General features: G+C 65.0%; 8 protein-coding genes. 6 read left to right on the plus strand and 2 right to left on the minus strand.

What is annotated here, in order from left to right; genetic code table 11:
• Positions 1-70: 70 nt before the first annotated feature.
• Positions 71-4747, minus strand: a complete 4677-nt coding sequence (locus tag ACIP21_RS11940; RefSeq protein WP_400687576.1) for a hypothetical protein — start codon at positions 4745-4747, stop codon at positions 71-73.
• A gap of 103 nt (positions 4748-4850) precedes the next feature.
• A complete protein-coding gene (locus ACIP21_RS11945) occupies positions 4851-6797 on the minus strand; it encodes a BCCT family transporter (RefSeq protein WP_400687988.1) in 1947 nt (648 codons plus the stop codon).
• Between the two features lie 533 nt (positions 6798-7330).
• Here ACIP21_RS11945 and betI point away from each other — a divergent pair.
• The 6 genes from betI (at position 7331) to selO (ending at position 18238) form a co-directional block, all read left to right on the plus strand.
• The gene (gene betI, locus ACIP21_RS11950) at positions 7331-7987 is read left to right on the plus strand and encodes a transcriptional regulator BetI (protein WP_400687578.1); all 657 of its coding nucleotides are present in this window, start codon (positions 7331-7333) and stop codon (positions 7985-7987) included.
• A 38-nt stretch (positions 7988-8025) separates the two neighbouring features.
• On the plus strand, positions 8026-9498 hold the full coding sequence (gene betB / locus ACIP21_RS11955) for a betaine-aldehyde dehydrogenase (RefSeq protein ID WP_400687579.1): 1473 nt from the start codon (positions 8026-8028) through the stop codon (positions 9496-9498).
• 78 nt (positions 9499-9576) lie between these two features.
• Positions 9577-11274: a choline dehydrogenase gene (betA, locus tag ACIP21_RS11960; RefSeq protein ID WP_400687581.1), complete on the plus strand. Its 1698-nt coding sequence runs from the start codon at positions 9577-9579 to the stop codon at positions 11272-11274.
• 239 nt (positions 11275-11513) lie between these two features.
• Positions 11514-13256: a potassium/proton antiporter gene (locus tag ACIP21_RS11965; RefSeq protein ID WP_400687583.1), complete on the plus strand. Its 1743-nt coding sequence runs from the start codon at positions 11514-11516 to the stop codon at positions 13254-13256.
• A 34-nt stretch (positions 13257-13290) separates the two neighbouring features.
• Complete coding sequence (mscK, locus tag ACIP21_RS11970; RefSeq protein ID WP_400687585.1) at positions 13291-16596, plus strand: mechanosensitive channel MscK; 3306 nt, start codon at positions 13291-13293, stop codon at positions 16594-16596.
• Between the two features lie 181 nt (positions 16597-16777).
• Entirely contained in the window at positions 16778-18238 is a 1461-nt protein-coding gene (gene selO, locus ACIP21_RS11975; protein WP_400687587.1) for a protein adenylyltransferase SelO, read from the plus strand.
• Positions 18239-18351: the final 113 nt, after the last annotated feature.

The following is an 18351-nucleotide window of genomic DNA, read 5'->3' on the forward strand; positions in this document are numbered from 1 at the left end:
GCTAGCTTGCGTCAGGCGTCCGCGCCACCGGCGTTACATAGTGATTGGGTTCATCCCCCGCCTTGCGTACTCAATAGCTGTTGAAGGGAATGATGTCCTTGGCCTGTGCATAGGTCAGGTTACCCCGGTAGATGTACAGCACCTGGCCTTCGTCGGCTGCTGTCATCTGTTCCCGGTAACCCTGCTTGCGCTGCTTCCAGAGTTTCAGGTGGCCTTTGCCAAAGGCCGTCGGCGCCGCCTGGGAGTCGGCGAAGTGGAAGTGCGCGGCCCAGAGTGGCTTGCCGTTCAAGTCACCCGGCGCCTGCAGCAGCTTGACCCGATACTCGTCGAGATAGCCATCGGAAACCGCATGCCGGGGCCCGAGGTAGTCGACTTCGAGCAACCCTTGCTGATGGAGAAACGCCAGGCCCCTGGCACTGGGGTAGGCCGTTCTGGTGAACAGTTCGACCAGGCAATCGCGCCTGACCTGGCGTAGCTGAAGCAACGCCTGGTCCAGGCGCTCCACCAGCTCTCCCGCTTGCCTGGCATCGGCGAATTGCCCACGCAGCTCGGCCATTTCGTTGATCTGCCCGTCGAGCATGGACGCCAGCCCCCGATCGTCCGAGTCCCTGGCCACCAGCGCTCTGGCCTGGGCGATGACCCGCGGGTTCTGCGCCAACATGGATTCGGCCACTTCCCGGTTGCCGGCCATCGACTCCGGCGGCAAGGCCTGCGAGCCGGTGCCGAGATCGAGGGACGCGACCGTTTCCACCCAGGCGCCATCCGCCTTGTGGAAACGGTGCACCACTTCACGACTGAACGTACCCAGCACTTGCAACTCGGGCTGCCCGTCGACCGTCACTTCACTGCCGAGCACAATCTGCCCCGCGCGGGTATGGGCCACCTGCAGGCTCCGCGGTGGATACACTGCCCGCTGGGAACCTCGCACTTCGCCCTTGGCTTGCTCGCGCATGGCCTGGACCAGCGACTCACCGGCCATGGTCTTCAATTCGATCATCTGCTGCCTGTAGCTTTCCAGGCGCGGGATGTCGATCAGGTCACCCCCGAATGCCTTGATCCGTTCCCCGTTGAGAATGGCTGCCAGGTATTCGTCCCAGGCACTCTGCAGCACCTCGATGCGTTGCGCCACGGGCAGGTCGCTGTACATCAGCAGGTGATGGGCCTGGGCAGCCACCCGCAGCCGCCTGCCCGATAGCGCCTCGCGGAAGATCATGTAGTGCTGCACGGTTGCCTTGCCGTGCGGCTGCAGGCTCAACTCGATCAGGTGCATGGCCTGGAAGAAGCGGATGCTGACCGTCGTGGTGCTTCGGCTGGCGATGATCTGGGCGACGCTTCTGGTGCTCGTGCCGTACGGTAACTGCATGTCGATATCGGTGACGGCCAGCAGCCGGTCCAGCTCGCTGGAGACCTTGATGATGGCGGGCTGCTCCTGCACCATTTTCTCGAGCAGGGCCCTGTAGGCCTGGTAGATCGCAGCCCTGTGCTCAACCCCGGCACCATTGAGCGCTTGGGTGAGCTCATCGTATTTCTGGAAGCCGCCCAGTGCCAGGCGCTCATCGTAAATGTACTGGCCATAGACGAGGAGGTTGCGGCGGACGTCGATCAAGGTTTCCCGGGCGCCTGCTGTCAGCTCGTTGCTTGGCCGGCAAATACGATTGTCCAGCAGTGCAATGGTGGTTCGTTCGGCCTCGACATAGTGGCTGAACACCCCTTCGACCTTGTCCAGCGCCTGCTGGCGCAAGGTAAGCATCTGTTCGGCGAGTTGCTGGTACTTGAGCGTGAACAGCGCATTGGCCTGCTGGAACTGGGCGAGTTGCTGCGGGTCGGCAGGTGGTGACATGCCAAGGCGCGCGCCGACTTTGTCCATGGCATCGCGCGCATCGTGCATCTTCCCGGTCAGCAGCTGGAAGTCGGTCACGGCGTTCTTGCCCGCCTCGATATACCTCGCGATCTCGGCCAGTGCCTTGTCGATGGGACCGGTCAGCTTCTTGCGCAAGCGCGCCTGCACGGCGGCCGAGCGGCCGCTGCCCCCGCGCAGGCGGGTGTCCACTCGCCAGGTGCTGCCATCGCGCAGCAACCGGGGCCCTGCGCTGCCGTCGGGGCCAACGATGAAAGCCTCGCCTTGCGCGAAACCTACCTGGTAGACACCACCGTCCAATCCCAGGTAGCCGCTGCCCTCGATCATCACCAGGCCAGCCGCCTCTCCCTCGGCCTGGGGTAGCCGCCCTTGCAGCGACACGTTCGCGGCCAAGGCCCGCAGGCTGCTGCGCTGGCGTGCTGAAAAACCATTGAGGCCACCGGCGCCTCGCCAGGAAAAATCCAGGTGTGCAGAGGCGGCGGCCTGCAAGCTGCCGACCGGGACAGACGCACCCTGGGTCGGCGCAGGCAGTGATGACACCTCGATACCCTTGGCGGCAGGTGGCCCCGCCAGGCGCGCGGGCGGCAGCCTCTGCAGCGCCGGGCGAGCGGCCAGCCTGGGTGTCTGCAGATGAATCAGGCCCATCAGCGTGTTGTTCAGCACATCGACCATGGCCAGCGCCCGCTCACCTGCGTGCTCGCTGACCAGCCCCTGCACATCCTCGACCAGGCTGCGGATCCCTGTATACAACCAGGCCACCGAGGCCAAAGGCCCCGACACCAAGGGCATCGCGACATTCAGAAGCGTCCAGGCAAACACGCTGACCAATTGCCAGCGCAAGGCGCTGTTGCTCAGGGTGCTGCGATCGGCCAGCTCGATCAACATCCTGCCCTTGGCCTCGAACAGCTGGCGATCCACGTCCTCGCTCCAGAACTGCAACAGCACTCGAACCGGCTCGGGCTTTTCCACAGGCGTGTAAGGGTCGGGCAGCCAGTGGGGCAGATGGGGTTCATTGAAACCGCCATGGTCGTAGACCGCTCGCTGGCCTTGTTCGAGCCAGGTCAGCACCCGGTCCTGCAATTCGCCCGCTGCGCCGATGGCGGCCCGTAACGCCTGCATGTCCTGGTACTGCAGCAGGGCGCTGTTGCTGTACAACGGGCAATAGAGCAGGAGCGCGCCGGTTTCGATGACTTCGATCACATAGAAGCCATGGGCCCGGTCGATCAGCCTCGAGGTCGGCGAGCGTTTGAAGGCCAGTGGCGCGATGCGAATGCCTGCTGCACCGTGCCGACCTGCGCGGCAAAACCTCGCCAGCACGTCATAGGTGGGCCTGTCGAGCCGCTTGACCACCCGCGCCCGGGCGGCATCGAACAGCAGCGCGATGCGCCAGTGCCTGGCAAAGGTGGCGACGCGCGCGTCACGGCCCAGCGGATCGTCAATGATCGACCGGACATGGATCGGGTAACTGGCGCCGATGTCCACCCGCGCCACCAGGTCATTGATGTAGTCGACTGTCATCCATTGCATGATCAGCTGGCCTTCACGGTGCGCGACATGCGTCACGATGCCCTCGGCGGTGGCATTCAGACGGCCGATCGCCAGCGCCGTCAGCGACATCGTCTTGCTGCCGATCTTCTGGCCGAAACCCAGCCCATGGCCATCGCCGACAAAGGTATCGACCGTGAGGATGAGATCGTCGGGAAAATAGTTGGCGTCTACCGGGTGGTCGGCCAGCATCTGCTCGCGCAAGCGCCTGGCGGCATAGGCCTGCAGGCTCGGTACGGTGTCCGGCTGGTCGACGTCAGGGCCGCGCTGCTGCAGCAGCGACAGGTCGATCATGGCTTGCAGGTAGGCGCTCTGGTCGTCCTTGGCGGCCCGTCGCAGCCCACCGGGCAGGGCCAGGCCGGGTGCCGTGGGCCATGCGGCACTGCGTTCGGCAAAGAACACGGCCGGGTCAGTGGCCTGGTGATAGAGCGCGTCCAGCTGGGCGATGGTGTCGATCGAACTCCAGCGCAGACGAGCGCAGCGCGCGAGCAGGATTTCCAGCAGCATCGAGCTGTACAGGGCGAAGGTCTCGCCCTCGATCTGCAAGCCCCTCCAGTGCAATGCCTCGAATTGGTAGCGCCGCGCCATCTGCAGCTGCAGGGCGATGCCGAAGGCGCCCGGCGAATCGAACCCGCGCACCAACCCATCGGGGCTGCACCAGAGCGTCAGCTGACGAACTTCGTTGCCAGCCATGACCAGCAATCCGGGCAGTCGCTCGTCATGGCTGCCTTCGCCAGTGCGCAGGGTCACCTCTACCACCTGCACCTCGATGCCTTCGCCGTACCCCATCAGCAGGTCGCGCAGCACCCCACGCTGCTCATCGTCCAGCGTCTGGTCCGCAAGGCCGTCGAGCAGGCTTGCGCGCAATACCTGTTGCAGCCACAGGTCACGGTCGAGCTCACCGTTGCCATTCCAGTAATCGATCTGCGCCTGCTGGAAATGCCACGGCAGCATCGGTAGCAAGGCGTTGATGGCATCGGTCAGGGGCGCCGGTTCGATGCGGTCGCCCTCGGCCGTTTCGAAACGGTCCTCGATGGCGTACAGGCGCCGGGGCGGTGCCAGGCTGAGATGGTCGTCGACGCTGAAAACCAGCGGTTCAGGTTCGAGCATGGCCTGCAGCACCACATCGACCAACGGCTGGTTGCGCAACGATCCATCCGCCTGCCGGGACATCAGGAGCAGCGGCTCGGCGCAGGTCAACCCAGGGCGGTGCACCGCGAGCAGGGGGTAGTGCCCGGTGATCACCTTCATCACCTGCGCACCTGCGACCTGGCGCAGGGTCGGGCGGCTGGCGAACTGTGCGGCGACAGCATGGTTGAGATCGAATGGGGCGGGATTCGGCATCGCTCTGGAACTCCTTCGGGGCAAACCACAAGAGTCCCGAAGCGCTGCCGAACCGGGTGTTAGATACTGCTCAGGCAGACCACCAGGGTGGCCTGCCTTTCAGTCAGCTGTAGACGCGCCCGAGCAACTGGCGGTGGCTCTCGAACTGGTCCAGCACATCGCGCACGATCTGCTCGGGGGCAAAGCCCATCAGGTCGTACTCCTGGCTGCCGTCGTGCAGGTACACCTCGGCACGGTAGAAGCGCTGGCGCACCTCCGGCTCACCCTCGACCGGCGCCTCGCTCGGCGCGGCCATGTAGCCGTCCAGGCTCACTTCGTAAACGAACGGGTTGCCCTCGTCCATCATCACCCGCAGGCCCATCATGTCGCGCGCCTGGCCGACGCGGGTTTCCACCTCGAAGCCCAGGGTCTGCAACTGCGCGGCCGCTTCCTTGAGCGCCGGGCTGACGTGCTTGTCCATGAACCGCTGGACCACGGCCTGGGTCGGCTGCAGCTCCAGCTGGGTCAGGCGCTCGCTGAAGCCGCGGCGGCCGCGGGCGGCCAGCTCGGCACGCTCCTGCTCGACCACCACGTCCTGCTTCATGGCCTTGTACAAGCCGAACATGAACAGCACCAGCACCACCGAGAACGGCAGCCCCGCCAGCACCACCATGGTCTGCATGGCTTCGAAGTTACCGGCGAACAGCAGGCCGATGGTGACCAGGGTGATGATCACCGACCAGAACACCACCATCCAGTGCGGCGCATCTTCGTCGACCTTGCCGCCTTTGCACGACAGGTTGGCCATCATCACCGCGCCGGAGTCGGCCGGGGTGAGGAACAGCACGAAGCCGACGAACACCGCCACACCGATCACGATCTTGGCCGCCGGGAAGTATTCCAGCAGCTGGTAGATCGACATCGACGGCTGTTCCAGCGCCGTCTTGCCCAGCTCCACGGCGCCGTGGTTGATCACCAGGTCCAGCGCGGTATTGCCGAAGATCGACAGCCAGGCCAGGGTGAAGCCCAGCGGGATCAGCAGCACGCCGCTGACCAGCTGGCGCACGGTGCGGCCCTTGGAGATACGGGCAATGAACATGCCGACGAACGGGCCCCAGGAAATCCACCAGGCCCAGTAGAACACGGTCCACAGGCCCAGCCAGCGCTCGGACTTGCCGGCTTCGCCTTCGTACACGTAGAGGTCGAAGGTCTTCAGCACGATGCCGTTGAGGTAGTCGCCGACGTTCTGCACGAAGCCGTTGAGCAGGTGCAGGGTCGAGCCGCCCAGCAGGACGAAGATCAGCAGGCCGCTGAACAGCATGATGTTCAGGTTGGACAGGCGGCGGATGCCGTTTTCCACGCCCGAGACCGCGGCCACGGTGGCCACGCCGGCCATCACCAGGATCACCACCAGCAGGTTGGTCTTGCTGTGGTCCATGCCGAACAGGTATTCCAGGCCCGAGGCCACCTGCATCGAACCGATGCCGAGGTTGGTCACCAGGCCCAACAGGGTGACGAACATGCCGAAGATGTCCACGGCATTGCCCGCTGCGCCCTTGACCCAGCGTTCACCGACCAGCGGGTACAGCGCCGAGCGCAGGGCCAGCGGCTGGTTGTGGCGGTAGGCGAAGTAACCCACGGCCAGGCCGACCAGGGCGTAGATCGCCCAGCCGTGCAGGCCCCAGTGCAGGAAGGTCAGCTGCAGGCCCTGACGTGCGGCCTCGAGGCTGGCAGGGGTGCCTTCGGGCGGGTTGAAGTAGTGGTCCAGCGGCTCGGAGGCACCGAAGTACAGCAACGAAATGCCGATACCGGAGGAGAACAGCATGCCGGCCCAGGCGCCGTAGCTGAAGTCGGGCTGGTCGTCCTTGCCGCCAAGCTTGAGCTTGCCGTAGTCGGAGAAGGCCAGGTAGACGACGAACAGCAGGTAGCTGCAGATCACCAGCATGTAGTACCAGCCGAAGGTGCGCGTCAGCCATTTCTGGGCCACGCCCAGCACCTGGCCGGCGGTTTCGGGGACAGCGATCAGCAAGGCAGTCAGAACGAGGATCATCAGCGCGGAGGTGAAGAACACCACGCGGTTGACCCGTACCCTCTCGGCGGGGGGCTTGGTAAGTGAGGCAGAACTCATTGCACGAATGCTCCGGGCAGTACGGCTTGTGGAGGCTAATCAGTCTTCCCGAGCAATTGGTGGAATGTCCCCACTGCGTCAGGTGTTATAAAAGCACCCTGGAAACCGCGATCCCGAATCGATACGTTGCAAAAAACAGACAGGTGGCCTGTTGAAAATGCCGCATCTCGACCGAGGTGCGCGCATTCGTCACAGATCACCCCGCCCGCTCCAAGGGCCTGTCGCAGGGCCAGTGACCGTACGGCAGAATCTGCATTTCGCATCGCTCATGCCCGTCAACGCCTTGTATTCCGGGGGTTACGCGATTTCCTGGGGTGTCAATCCGTGCCTTCTCGACCGCCTGAAAAACTGTCAATGGCACAAATTGTCGCAGAGCTTATTCTTTATTGATTGAACGTTCAATCAAAACAAAATAGACTGGCCTTCGCCGAGTCAGCCGCCTGTCGTCTGCTCGCTGGGCCTGAGGAGATAGCAAGATGCCCAAGGTCGGTATGCAACCCATCCGCCGCCAGCAGTTGATCGAAGCCACGTTGCAGGCGGTCGATCAGGTCGGACTGGGGGACGCCAGCATTGCGCTGATTGCCCGTTTGGCCGGTGTGTCGAACGGCATCATCAGTCACTACTTTCGGGACAAGAACGGCCTGATCGCAGCGACGATGGGTTACATCATGAACATGCTCAACGAAGGCGTTCGAGCACGTCGCCAGGCCCTGACGGACGACAGCCCGCGTGCCCACCTGAAAGTGATCATCGAGGGCAACTTCGATGCCAGCCAGGTGAACGGCCCGGCAATGAAAACCTGGTTGGCCTTCTGGGCTTCCAGCATGCACCAGCCCGATTTGCACCGGTTGCAGCGGATCAACGATCACCGCCTGTATTCCAACCTGTGCTGCCAGTTCCGCCGCGCCCTGCCGCCCTACCATGCGCGCAAGGCCGCCCGCGGCCTGGCGGCCCTGATCGACGGCCTGTGGCTGCGTGGTGCCCTGTCGGGTGATGCATTCGACACCGGCCAGGCGATACGGATTGCATACGAATACATGGATCTACAACTGGCTAAACAGCTCACCCTGGACACCACCGACCAGGCCGCTGACCCAGCGCGCACGGCTCACGCCAACCCGGCAGGAGCGTGACGCGCAAGCCAACCACACACTGCACTTGCGAGGACACTATGGCCCGTTTCGGAACGCAAAAACTCTACATCGATGGCGCTTACGTCGACGCTGGCAGCGATGCCACCTTCGAGGCCATCAACCCGGCCACCGGCGAAGTCCTCGCCCACGTGCAACGTGCCACCGAGGCTGACGTCGAGAAGGCCGTGGAAAGCGCCGAGCGCGGTCAGAAGGTCTGGGCCGCGATGACCGCCATGCAGCGTTCGCGCATCCTGCGCCGCGCCGTCGACATCCTGCGCGAGCGCAACGACGAGCTGGCCATGCTGGAAACCCTGGACACCGGCAAGTCGTACTCGGAAACCCGCTACGTCGACATCGTCACCGGCGCCGACGTGCTCGAGTACTACGCAGGCCTGGTACCGGCCATCGAAGGCGAGCAGATCCCGCTGCGCGAATCGTCCTTCGTCTACACCCGCCGCGAGCCGCTGGGCGTGACCGTCGGTATCGGCGCCTGGAACTACCCGATCCAGATCGCCCTGTGGAAGTCCGCCCCGGCCCTGGCCGCCGGCAACGCGATGATCTTCAAGCCGTCGGAAGTCACCTCGCTGACCACCCTGAAGCTGGCCGAGATCTACACCGAAGCCGGCCTGCCGAACGGCGTGTTCAACGTCCTCACCGGCAGCGGCCGCGAAGTCGGCTCCTGGCTGACCGAGCACCCGCGCATCGAGAAGGTGTCCTTCACCGGCGGCACCACCACCGGCAAGAAAGTCATGGCCAGCGCCTCGAGCTCGTCGCTCAAGGAAGTCACCATGGAACTGGGCGGCAAGTCGCCACTGATCATCTGCGCCGACGCCGACCTGGACAAGGCCGCCGACATCGCCATGATGGCCAACTTCTACAGCTCCGGTCAGGTCTGCACCAACGGCACCCGCGTGTTCATCCCGGCTGAAATGAAGGCTGCCTTCGAAGCCAAGATCGCCGAGCGCGTCGCCCGTATCCGCGTCGGCAACCCGGAAGACGAAAACACCAACTTCGGCCCGCTGGTCAGCTTCCAGCACATGGAAAGCGTGCTCGGCTACATCGCCAAGGGCAAAGAAGAAGGTGCCCGCGTGCTGTGCGGCGGCGAGCGTCTGACTGCAGGCGATTTCGCCAACGGTGCCTTCGTGGCCCCGACCGTGTTCACCGACTGCAGCGACGACATGACCATCGTCAAGGAAGAGATCTTCGGCCCGGTGATGAGCATCCTCACCTACGAGACCGAAGAAGAAGTCATCCGCCGCGCCAACGACACCGACTACGGCCTGGCCGCCGGTGTCTGCACCAACGACATCTCCCGCGCCCACCGCATCATCCACCAGCTGGAAGCCGGTATCTGCTGGATCAACGCCTGGGGCGAATCGCCGGCGGAAATGCCGGTCGGTGGCTACAAGCAGTCGGGCGTCGGCCGTGAGAACGGCGTCAGCTCGCTGGCTCAATACACTCGCATCAAGTCGGTCCAGGTCGAGCTGGGCGGCTACAACTCGGTCTTCTAAGGCCCTGTCCAGCCCCGCCCGTGCCCTTGCGCACGGGCGTTCCCGCTCCCTGTCCACCGCCAACACGAGGGTACATTCATGTCCCAAGAATTCGATTACATCATCGTCGGAGCAGGCTCCGCCGGTAACACCCTGGCCACCCGCCTGACCGAAGACGCCGGCGTCAGCGTCCTGCTGCTCGAAGCCGGTGGCCCCGACTACCGCTTCGACTTCCGCACCCAGATGCCGGCCGCCCTGGCCTTCCCGCTGCAGGGCCGCCGCTACAACTGGGCCTACGAGACCGACCCGGAACCGCACATGGACGGCCGCCGCATGGAATGTGGCCGCGGCAAGGGCCTGGGTGGCTCGTCGCTGATCAACGGCATGTGCTACATCCGCGGCAACGCCATGGACTTCGACGGCTGGGCAGAACTGCCAGGCCTCGAGGACTGGACTTACCTCGACTGCCTGCCGTACTTCCGTAAAGCCGAAACCCGCGACATCGGCCCGAACGACTACCACGGCGGCGAAGGCCCGGTCAGCGTGGCCACGCCGAAGGCGGGCAACAACCCGCTGTTCCACGCCATGGTCGAAGCCGGCGTGCAGGCCGGTTACCCGCGCACCGAAGACCTCAACGGCTACCAGCAGGAAGGCTTCGGCCCGATGGACCGTTCGGTGACCAAGAACGGCCGCCGCTCCAGCACCGCCCGCGGCTACCTGGACCAGGCCAAGAAGCGCCCGAACCTGACCATCGTCACCCACGCCCTGAGCGACCGCGTGCTGTTCGACGGCAAGCGCGCCGTTGGCGTGACCTACCTGGTCGGCGACAGCGAAGAGCGCGTCGAAGCCCGTGCACGCAAGGAAGTGATCGTCAGCTCCGGCGCCATAGCCTCGCCGCAGCTGCTGCAACGCTCCGGCGTCGGCCCGCGCGCCCTGCTGGAAAGCCTCGACATCCCGGTGGTCCACGACCTGCCTGGCGTCGGCGAGAACCTGCAGGACCACCTCGAGCTGTACCTGCAATACGCCTGCACCCAGCCGGTGTCGCTGTACCCCTCGCTGCTGTGGTGGAACCAGCCGGCCATCGGCGCCGAGTGGATGTTCAACGGCACCGGCATCGGCGCCAGCAACCAGTTCGAGGCCGGTGGTTTCATCCGCACCCGCCCCGAGTTCGAGTGGCCGAACATCCAGTACCACTTCCTGCCGGTCGCCATCAATTACAACGGCTCCAACGGCGTGAAGGAACACGGCTTCCAGGCGCACATGGGCTCGATGCGTTCGCCAAGCCGCGGCCGTATCCAGGCCAAGTCGAAGGACCCGCGCCAGCACCCGAGCATCCTGTTCAACTACATGGCCACCGAGCAGGACTGGCAGGAATTCCGTGACGGCATCCGCCTGACCCGCGAAATCATGGCCCAGCCGGCGCTGGACCCGTACCGCGGCCGCGAGATCAGCCCGGGCGAGCACGTGCAAACCGATGAAGAGCTGGACAAGTTCATCCGCGAGCACGCCGAAACCGCCTTCCACCCGTCGTGCTCGTGCAAGATGGGCACCGATGACATGGCAGTGGTTGACGGCGAAGGCCGCGTGCACGGCATGAAGGGCCTGCGTGTGGTCGATGCGTCGATCATGCCGATCATCATCACTGGCAACCTCAACGCCACCACGATCATGATCGCCGAGAAGATCTCGGACAAGATCCGCAACCGCAAGCCTCTGGCGCGCAGCACGGCCAAGTACTACAAGGCCGAAGGTGCACCGGTGAAGGGCAAAGCCATGCGTGAAGTGAAGCAGGCATAAGCCTGCCCCGGCCTCTTCGCGGCTAAAGCCGCTCCCACAGGGCCTTGTGATCTCCCCTGTGGGAGCGGGTTCACCCGCGAAAGGGCCCTCCCAGGCAAGCGAGAAAAAGGCACCCACCGAGGTGCCTTTTCTACATCTGCAGAAACGCTTTACATGCTGCCAATTCATCAGGTTAGAATCGATTGGCACGCGACTTGCCAGTCAGTCCTTTTTTCCGCGCCACCCCGGAGTACCTGCCCTTGGATGCCAGTACCATCAACAGCCTGTTCCTGATCGGCGCATTGCTGGTGGGCGCTAGCATCCTGGTCAGCTCGCTGTCGTCGCGCCTGGGCATCCCGATCCTGGTCATCATCCTCGCCGTCGGCATGGTCGCCGGGGTCGATGGTGGCGGCATCATTTTCAACAACTATCCGACCGCCTACCTGGTGGGCAACCTGGCACTGGCGGTGATCCTGCTCGACGGCGGCCTGCGTACGCGGGTGGCGAGTTTCCGCGTGGCGCTCTGGCCGGCACTGTCGCTGGCCACCGTCGGGGTGATGATCACCACTGCCCTGACCGGCCTGGTGGCCGCCTGGCTGTTCGATCTGAGCCTGATCCAGGGCCTGCTGATCGGCGCCATCGTCGGCTCCACCGACGCCGCGGCGGTGTTCTCGCTGCTCGGCGGCAAGGGCCTGAACGAGCGGGTCACCGCCACCCTGGAGATCGAGTCGGGCAGCAACGACCCGATGGCGGTGTTCCTCACCGTCACCCTGATCGACATGATCGCCAGTGGCCAGACCGGCCTGCACTGGAGCCTGCTGACCCACCTGCTGCGCGAGTTCGGCATCGGCAGCCTGCTGGGCCTGGGCGGCGGCTGGCTGATGCTGCAACTGGTCAACCGCATCAACCTGGCCGGCGGCCTGTACCCGATCCTGGTCGTCGCTGGCGGCTTGGTGGTGTTCTCGCTGACCAACGCCCTGCACGGCAGCGGCTTCCTCGCCGTGTACCTGTGCGGCCTGGTGCTGGGCAACAAGCCGATCCGCAGCCGCCACGGCATCCTGCACATGCTCGACGGCATGGCCTGGCTGGCGCAGATCGGCATGTTCCTGGTGCTGGGGCTGCTGGTCACGCCCCACGACCTGCTGCCGATCGCCCTGCCGGCACTGGGCCTGGCCCTGTGGATGATCCTGGTGGCGCGGCCACTGTCGGTGGTCGCCGCACTGCTGCCGTTCAAGGCGTTCCATGGCCGCGAGAAGGGCTTCATCTCCTGGGTCGGCCTGCGCGGTGCGGTACCCATCATCCTCGCGGTGTTCCCGCTGATGGCCGGCCTGCCCGATGCCCAGCTGTTCTTCAACCTGGCGTTCTTCATCGTGCTGGTGTCGCTGCTGGTGCAGGGCACCAGCCTGCCGTGGATGGCCAAGCTGCTGAAGGTCACCGTACCGCCGGATCCGGCGCCGATTTCCCGCTCGGCGCTGGAAGTGCACATCACCAGCGAGTGGGAGCTGTTCGTCTACCGCCTGGGTGCGGAAAAGTGGTGCATCGGCGCCGCCCTGCGCGAGCTGAAGATGCCCGAGGGCACGCGCATCGCCGCGCTGTTCCGTGGCGAGCAACTGCTGCACCCGTCCGGCAGTACCGTGCTGGAAGTCGGCGACATGCTCTGCGTGATCGGTCACGAGCACAACCTGCCGGCCCTGGGCAAACTGTTCAGCCAGGCACCGCAGCGTGGCCTGGACCTGCGCTTCTTCGGCGACTTCGTGCTCGAAGGCGATGCAGAGCTCGGCGCAGTGGCAGCCCTTTATGGCCTGAAACTGGACGGCCTGGACGCGAAAATGCCCCTGGCGCAGTTCATCCGACAGAAGGTCGGAGGCGCTCCAGTAGTAGGCGATCAGGTCGAATGGCACGGCACCATCTGGACCGTGGCGACCATGGACGGGAACAAGATCCAGAAAGTCGGCGTCAGATTCCCCGAAGGAACGCGACCCGGACCAGGATTGTTCCTCTAAACTCCGTTTCCGCCCGATCCAAAGTAGTCTGCCTATGTCCCTGCGCGTGCACCTTCGCGCAGCCCTGCTCGGGCTGTGCCTGTCCCTCTCTTTTGCCGCCACCGCGGCCGAAGCCCCGACCACCGCCAGCATCCAGAACAGCCTCGACAAGATCGCCGAGCGCAAGCTGCCCGAGGCCGACCAGAAGGCCCTGCAGCAGGTGCTCGAACAGACCCTGACGCTGCTGGCCGGCAAGGACGACAACGAGAAGAAGCTGGCCGCGCTCAAGCAGCAGCTGGTCAGCGCGCCCAAGGAAACCACCGACAGCCAGAAGGAACTGGCCAAGCTCAAGGACAGCAAGCCGCAGCCGGTCGCCCAGCGCTACGCCAGCCTCACGGTGCCGCAGCTGGAACAACTGCTCAGCGAGCGCAACACCTTGCAGGGCGAACTGCAGAAGGCGCTGTCCGAAGCCAACAGCCTGATCATCAACTCCCAGACCCGCCCCGAGCGCGCCCAGGCCGAGATCAGCAGCAACCAGACCCGCACCCAGCAGATCAACAACATCCTCAAGAGCGGCAAGGACGGCGGCAAGCCGATCAGCGCCGACCAGCGCAACCAGTTCAACGCCGAACTGGCCGCGCTCAATGCCACCACCCTGCTGCGTCGCCAGGAGCTGGCCGGCAACGGCCTGCTGCAAGACCTGGGCAATGCCCGCCACGACCTGTTGATCGAGCGTGCCGCGCGCCTGGAGCAGGAAATCCAGGACCTGCAGACGCTGATCAACGAAAAGCGTCTGGCCCAGTCCCAGCAGACCGTCACCCAGCAGTCGATCGAAGCGCAGAAGGCCGGCGGCAGCACCCTGCTGGCCAGCGAGAGCGCGGCCAACCTCAAGCTGTCGGACTACCTGCTCAAGAGCACCGACCGCCTCAACGAACTGACCCAGCAGAACCTGCGCACCAAGCAGCAGCTCGACAGCCTGACCCAGGCCGACCAGGCCCTGGACGAGCAGATCAGCGTGCTCAAGGGCAGCCTGCTGCTGTCCAAGATCCTCTACAAGCAGAAGCAGGCGCTGCCGCACCTGCGGCTCGACCGTGACCTGGCCGACCAGATCGCCGACATCCGCCTGTACCAGTTCGAGGTCAACCAGCAGCGCGAGCAGATGAGCAGCCCGGTGACCTACGTCGACAAGCTGCTGGCCAGCCAGCCCCAGGAAGACGTCACTCCGCCACTGCGCAAGGCCCTGCTGGAAGTGGCGATCACCCGCAGCGACCTGCTCGAGCGGCTCAACCGCGAACTGTCGGCGCTGCTCAACGAATCGATCACCCTGCAGCTCAACCAGAAGCAGCTGCTGGGCACCGCCCAGGGCCTGCGCACCACCCTCGACGAACAGATGTTCTGGATCCCCAGCAACAAGCCGCTGGACTGGGACTGGCTGAGCTACGTGCCGCAACGCTTTGCCGACCAGGTCGCGAGCCTGCCCTGGGGCTCGGGCATCACCGAACTGGCCGACGGCCTGATCCAGCGCCCGCTGCTGTTCCTGCCGTTGCTGCTGGCGATCGGCGCCCTGCTGTGGCGGCGCAAGTACCTGTACCAGCGCCTGGGCAAGGTGCACCAGGACATCGGCCACTTCCGCCGTGACAGCCAGTGGCACACGCCCCAGGCGATCCTGATCAACATCCTTCTGGCGATGCCGGTGAGCCTGGGCCTGGCCCTGTGCAGCTACGCCCTGCAGATCGACGCCCGCGGGCAGAACGCCAACCTCGGCGCCGCCCTCTGGCAGCTGGCCCAGGCCTGGCTGGTGTTCTACACCGCCTACCGCATCCTCGCCCCCGGCGGCGTGGCGGAGATCCACTTCCGCTGGCACAAGCCGCAGGTCGAGTTCCTGCGCGGCTGGGTGCGCCGCCTGGGCACCGTGGTGCTGTTCCTGGTCGGTGTGGTGGCGGTGGCCGAACACCAGCCTTCGGCGCTGGCCGACGACGTGCTCGGCATCGGCGTGGTGCTGGCCTGCTACGCGCTGATGGCCTGGCTGCTCAGCCGCCTGCTGCTGAGCAGCCCGGCGCACCGCGACACCTCGCTGTTCCGCAAGGCGGTCGGGGTGGCCTTCACCGCCCTGCCCATCGCCCTGTTCGTGGCGGTGTGCTTCGGTTACTACTACACCGCCCTGAAGCTCACCGACCGGCTCATCTACACCCTGTACCTGCTGATGTTCTGGCTGGTGATCGAGGCCGCCTTCGTCCGCGGCCTGTCGGTGGCGGCACGGCGCCTGGCCTACCAGCGCGCCCTGAGCAAACGGGCGGCGGCCAAGGAAGGGCTGGACGGCGAAGTCAGCGAAGAGCCGACCCTGGACATCGAGCAGGTCAACCAGCAGTCCCTGCGCCTGATCCGCCTGGCCCTGCTCGGCGGCTTCATCGCCGGCCTGTACTGGGTCTGGTCGGACCTGATCTCGGTGTTCGCCTACCTCAACAACTTCACCCTCTACGAATACACCAGCGGCACCGGTGCCGCCGCCAGCATGGTGCCGATCAGCCTCGGCGACCTGCTCGGCGCACTGGTGATCGTCGGCATCACCTTCGCCTTGGCCGGCAACCTGCCGGGCCTGCTGGAAGTGCTGGTGCTGTCGCGCCTGAACCTGGCCCAGGGCAGCGCCTACGCCACCACCACGCTGCTGTCGTACACCATCGTCGGCGTCGGCATCGTCAGCACCCTGTCCACCCTCGGGGTCAGCTGGGACAAGCTGCAATGGCTGGTGGCGGCGCTGTCGGTGGGCCTGGGCTTCGGCATGCAGGAGATCTTCGCCAACTTCATCTCCGGCATCATGATCCTGTTCGAGCGCCCGGTGCGCATCGGCGACACCATCACCATCGGCAATCTCTCGGGCACGGTGAGCAAGATCCGCATCCGCGCCACCACCATCACCGACTTCGACCGCAAGGACATCATCGTCCCCAACAAGACCTTCATCACCGGCCAGCTGATCAACTGGTCGCTGACCGACACGGTGACCCGGGTGACCCTGAAGCTGGGCATCGACTACGGTTCGGACCTGGACCTGGTGCGCGAGCTGCTGCTCAAGGGCGCCCACCAGAACCCGCGGGTGCTCAAGGACCCCGAGCCGATCGTGTACTTCCTCAACTTCGGCGAAAGCTCGCTGGACCACGAACTGCGCATGCACGTGCGCGACCTGGGCGACCGCAACCCGACCCTGGACGAGCTCAACCGCTACATCAACCGCGAGTTCAAGGCCCACAACATCAAGATCTCGGTGCGCCAGGTCGAGGTGTTCCTGATGGACACCAAGGGTGGCAAGCAGCAGTTGATCCCGATGGAACAGCCGAAATCCGATGGCACTGCTTCGGCCTGAACGGGCTCGAATACTTTATTCTGTGCAAAATCCCCTGCGAGGGCTTCGCCCTCGTTCGCGGGTAAACCCGCTCCCACAGGGACAGCACCGGTCTTGAGAACAGCGCCGTACCTGTGGGAGCGGGTTTACCCGCGAAGGGCCGCAACGCGGCCCCCTTGGCACCGATCTCCAGGAGCAGCGCGTGAAAGCCCTCGACCAACTCACCTTCGACAACCGCTTCGCCCGCCTGGGCGATGCGTTCTCCACCCAGGTCCTGCCCGAGCCGATCGCCGAGCCGCGCCTGGTGGTGGCGAGCGAGTCGGCCATGGCCCTGCTCGACCTCGACCCGGCCCAGGCCGATGAGCCAGTGTTCGCCGAACTGTTCAGCGGCCTCAAGCTGTGGGAAGAGGCCGACCCGCGGGCAATGGTCTACTCCGGCCATCAGTTCGGCTCCTACAACCCGCGCCTGGGCGACGGCCGCGGCCTGCTGCTGGCCGAAGTGCTGAACGACCGCGGCGAACACTGGGACCTGCACCTCAAGGGTGCCGGCCAGACCCCCTACTCGCGCATGGGCGACGGCCGCGCCGTGCTGCGCTCGTCGATCCGCGAATTCCTCGCCTCCGAAGCCCTGCATGCCCTCGGCATCCCCAGCAGCCGCGCGCTGTGCGTGATCGGTTCGAGCACCCCGGTATGGCGCGAAACCCGTGAAAGCGCCGCCATGCTCACCCGCCTGGCGCAGAGCCACGTGCGCTTCGGCCACTTCGAGTACTTCTACTACACCAAGCAGCCCGAGCAGCAGCGGGTGCTGATCGACCACGTGCTGGAGCAGCACTACCCGCAATGCCGCGACGCCGAGCAGCCTTACCTGGCGATGTTCCGCACCATCGTCGAGCGCAACGCCGAGCTGATCGCACGCTGGCAGGCCTATGGCTTCTGCCACGGGGTGATGAACACCGACAACATGTCGATCCTCGGCATCACCTTCGACTTCGGCCCGTTCGCCTTCCTCGATGACTTCGACGCCAACTTCATCTGCAACCACTCCGATGATCGTGGCCGCTACAGCTATGCCAACCAGGTGCCGATCGCCCACTGGAACCTCAGCGCCCTGGCCCAGGCCCTGACCACGGTGATCGAGGTGGAGGCGCTCAAGGAAGCGTTGGGCCTGTTCCTGCCTCTGTACCAGGCGCACTACCTCGACCTGATGCGCCGACGCCTGGGCCTGACCACGGCCGAGGACGATGACATGGCCCTGGTCGAACGCCTGCTGCAGCGCATGCAGAGCGGCGGTGTGGACTACAACCTGTTCTTCCGCAGGCTGGGTGAGCAGCCGCTGGCCGAAGCCCTGAAAGTGGTGCGCGAAGACTTCGTCGACCTGGCCGGTTTCGATGCCTGGGGCGCGGACTACCTGGCCCGCTGCGAGCGTGAAGCCAGCAATGCCGAGGGGCGGCGCGAGCGGATGCACGCGGTGAACCCCCTGTACGTGCTGCGCAACTACCTGGCGCAAAAGGCCATCGAAGCAGCCGAAGCGGGTGACTACAGTGAAGTGCGCCGGCTGCACCAGGTGCTGAGCCGGCCGTTCGAGGAACAGCCAGGGATGCAGGCTTATGCCGAGCGGCCGCCGGAGTGGGGCAAACACCTGGAAATCAGCTGCTCTTCCTGAGAACAACTACCTTGCTCAATTTCTGAAAGCTGGCGCGATCCCTGTGGGAGCGGGTTCACCCGCGAAGAATGCGACGCGGTGCATGGCACCGGCTTTGCCGGTGTTCGCGGGTG

It is taken from the genome of Pseudomonas sp. NPDC089401, from assembly GCF_044749485.1.
GTDB lineage: Bacteria > Pseudomonadota > Gammaproteobacteria > Pseudomonadales > Pseudomonadaceae > Aquipseudomonas.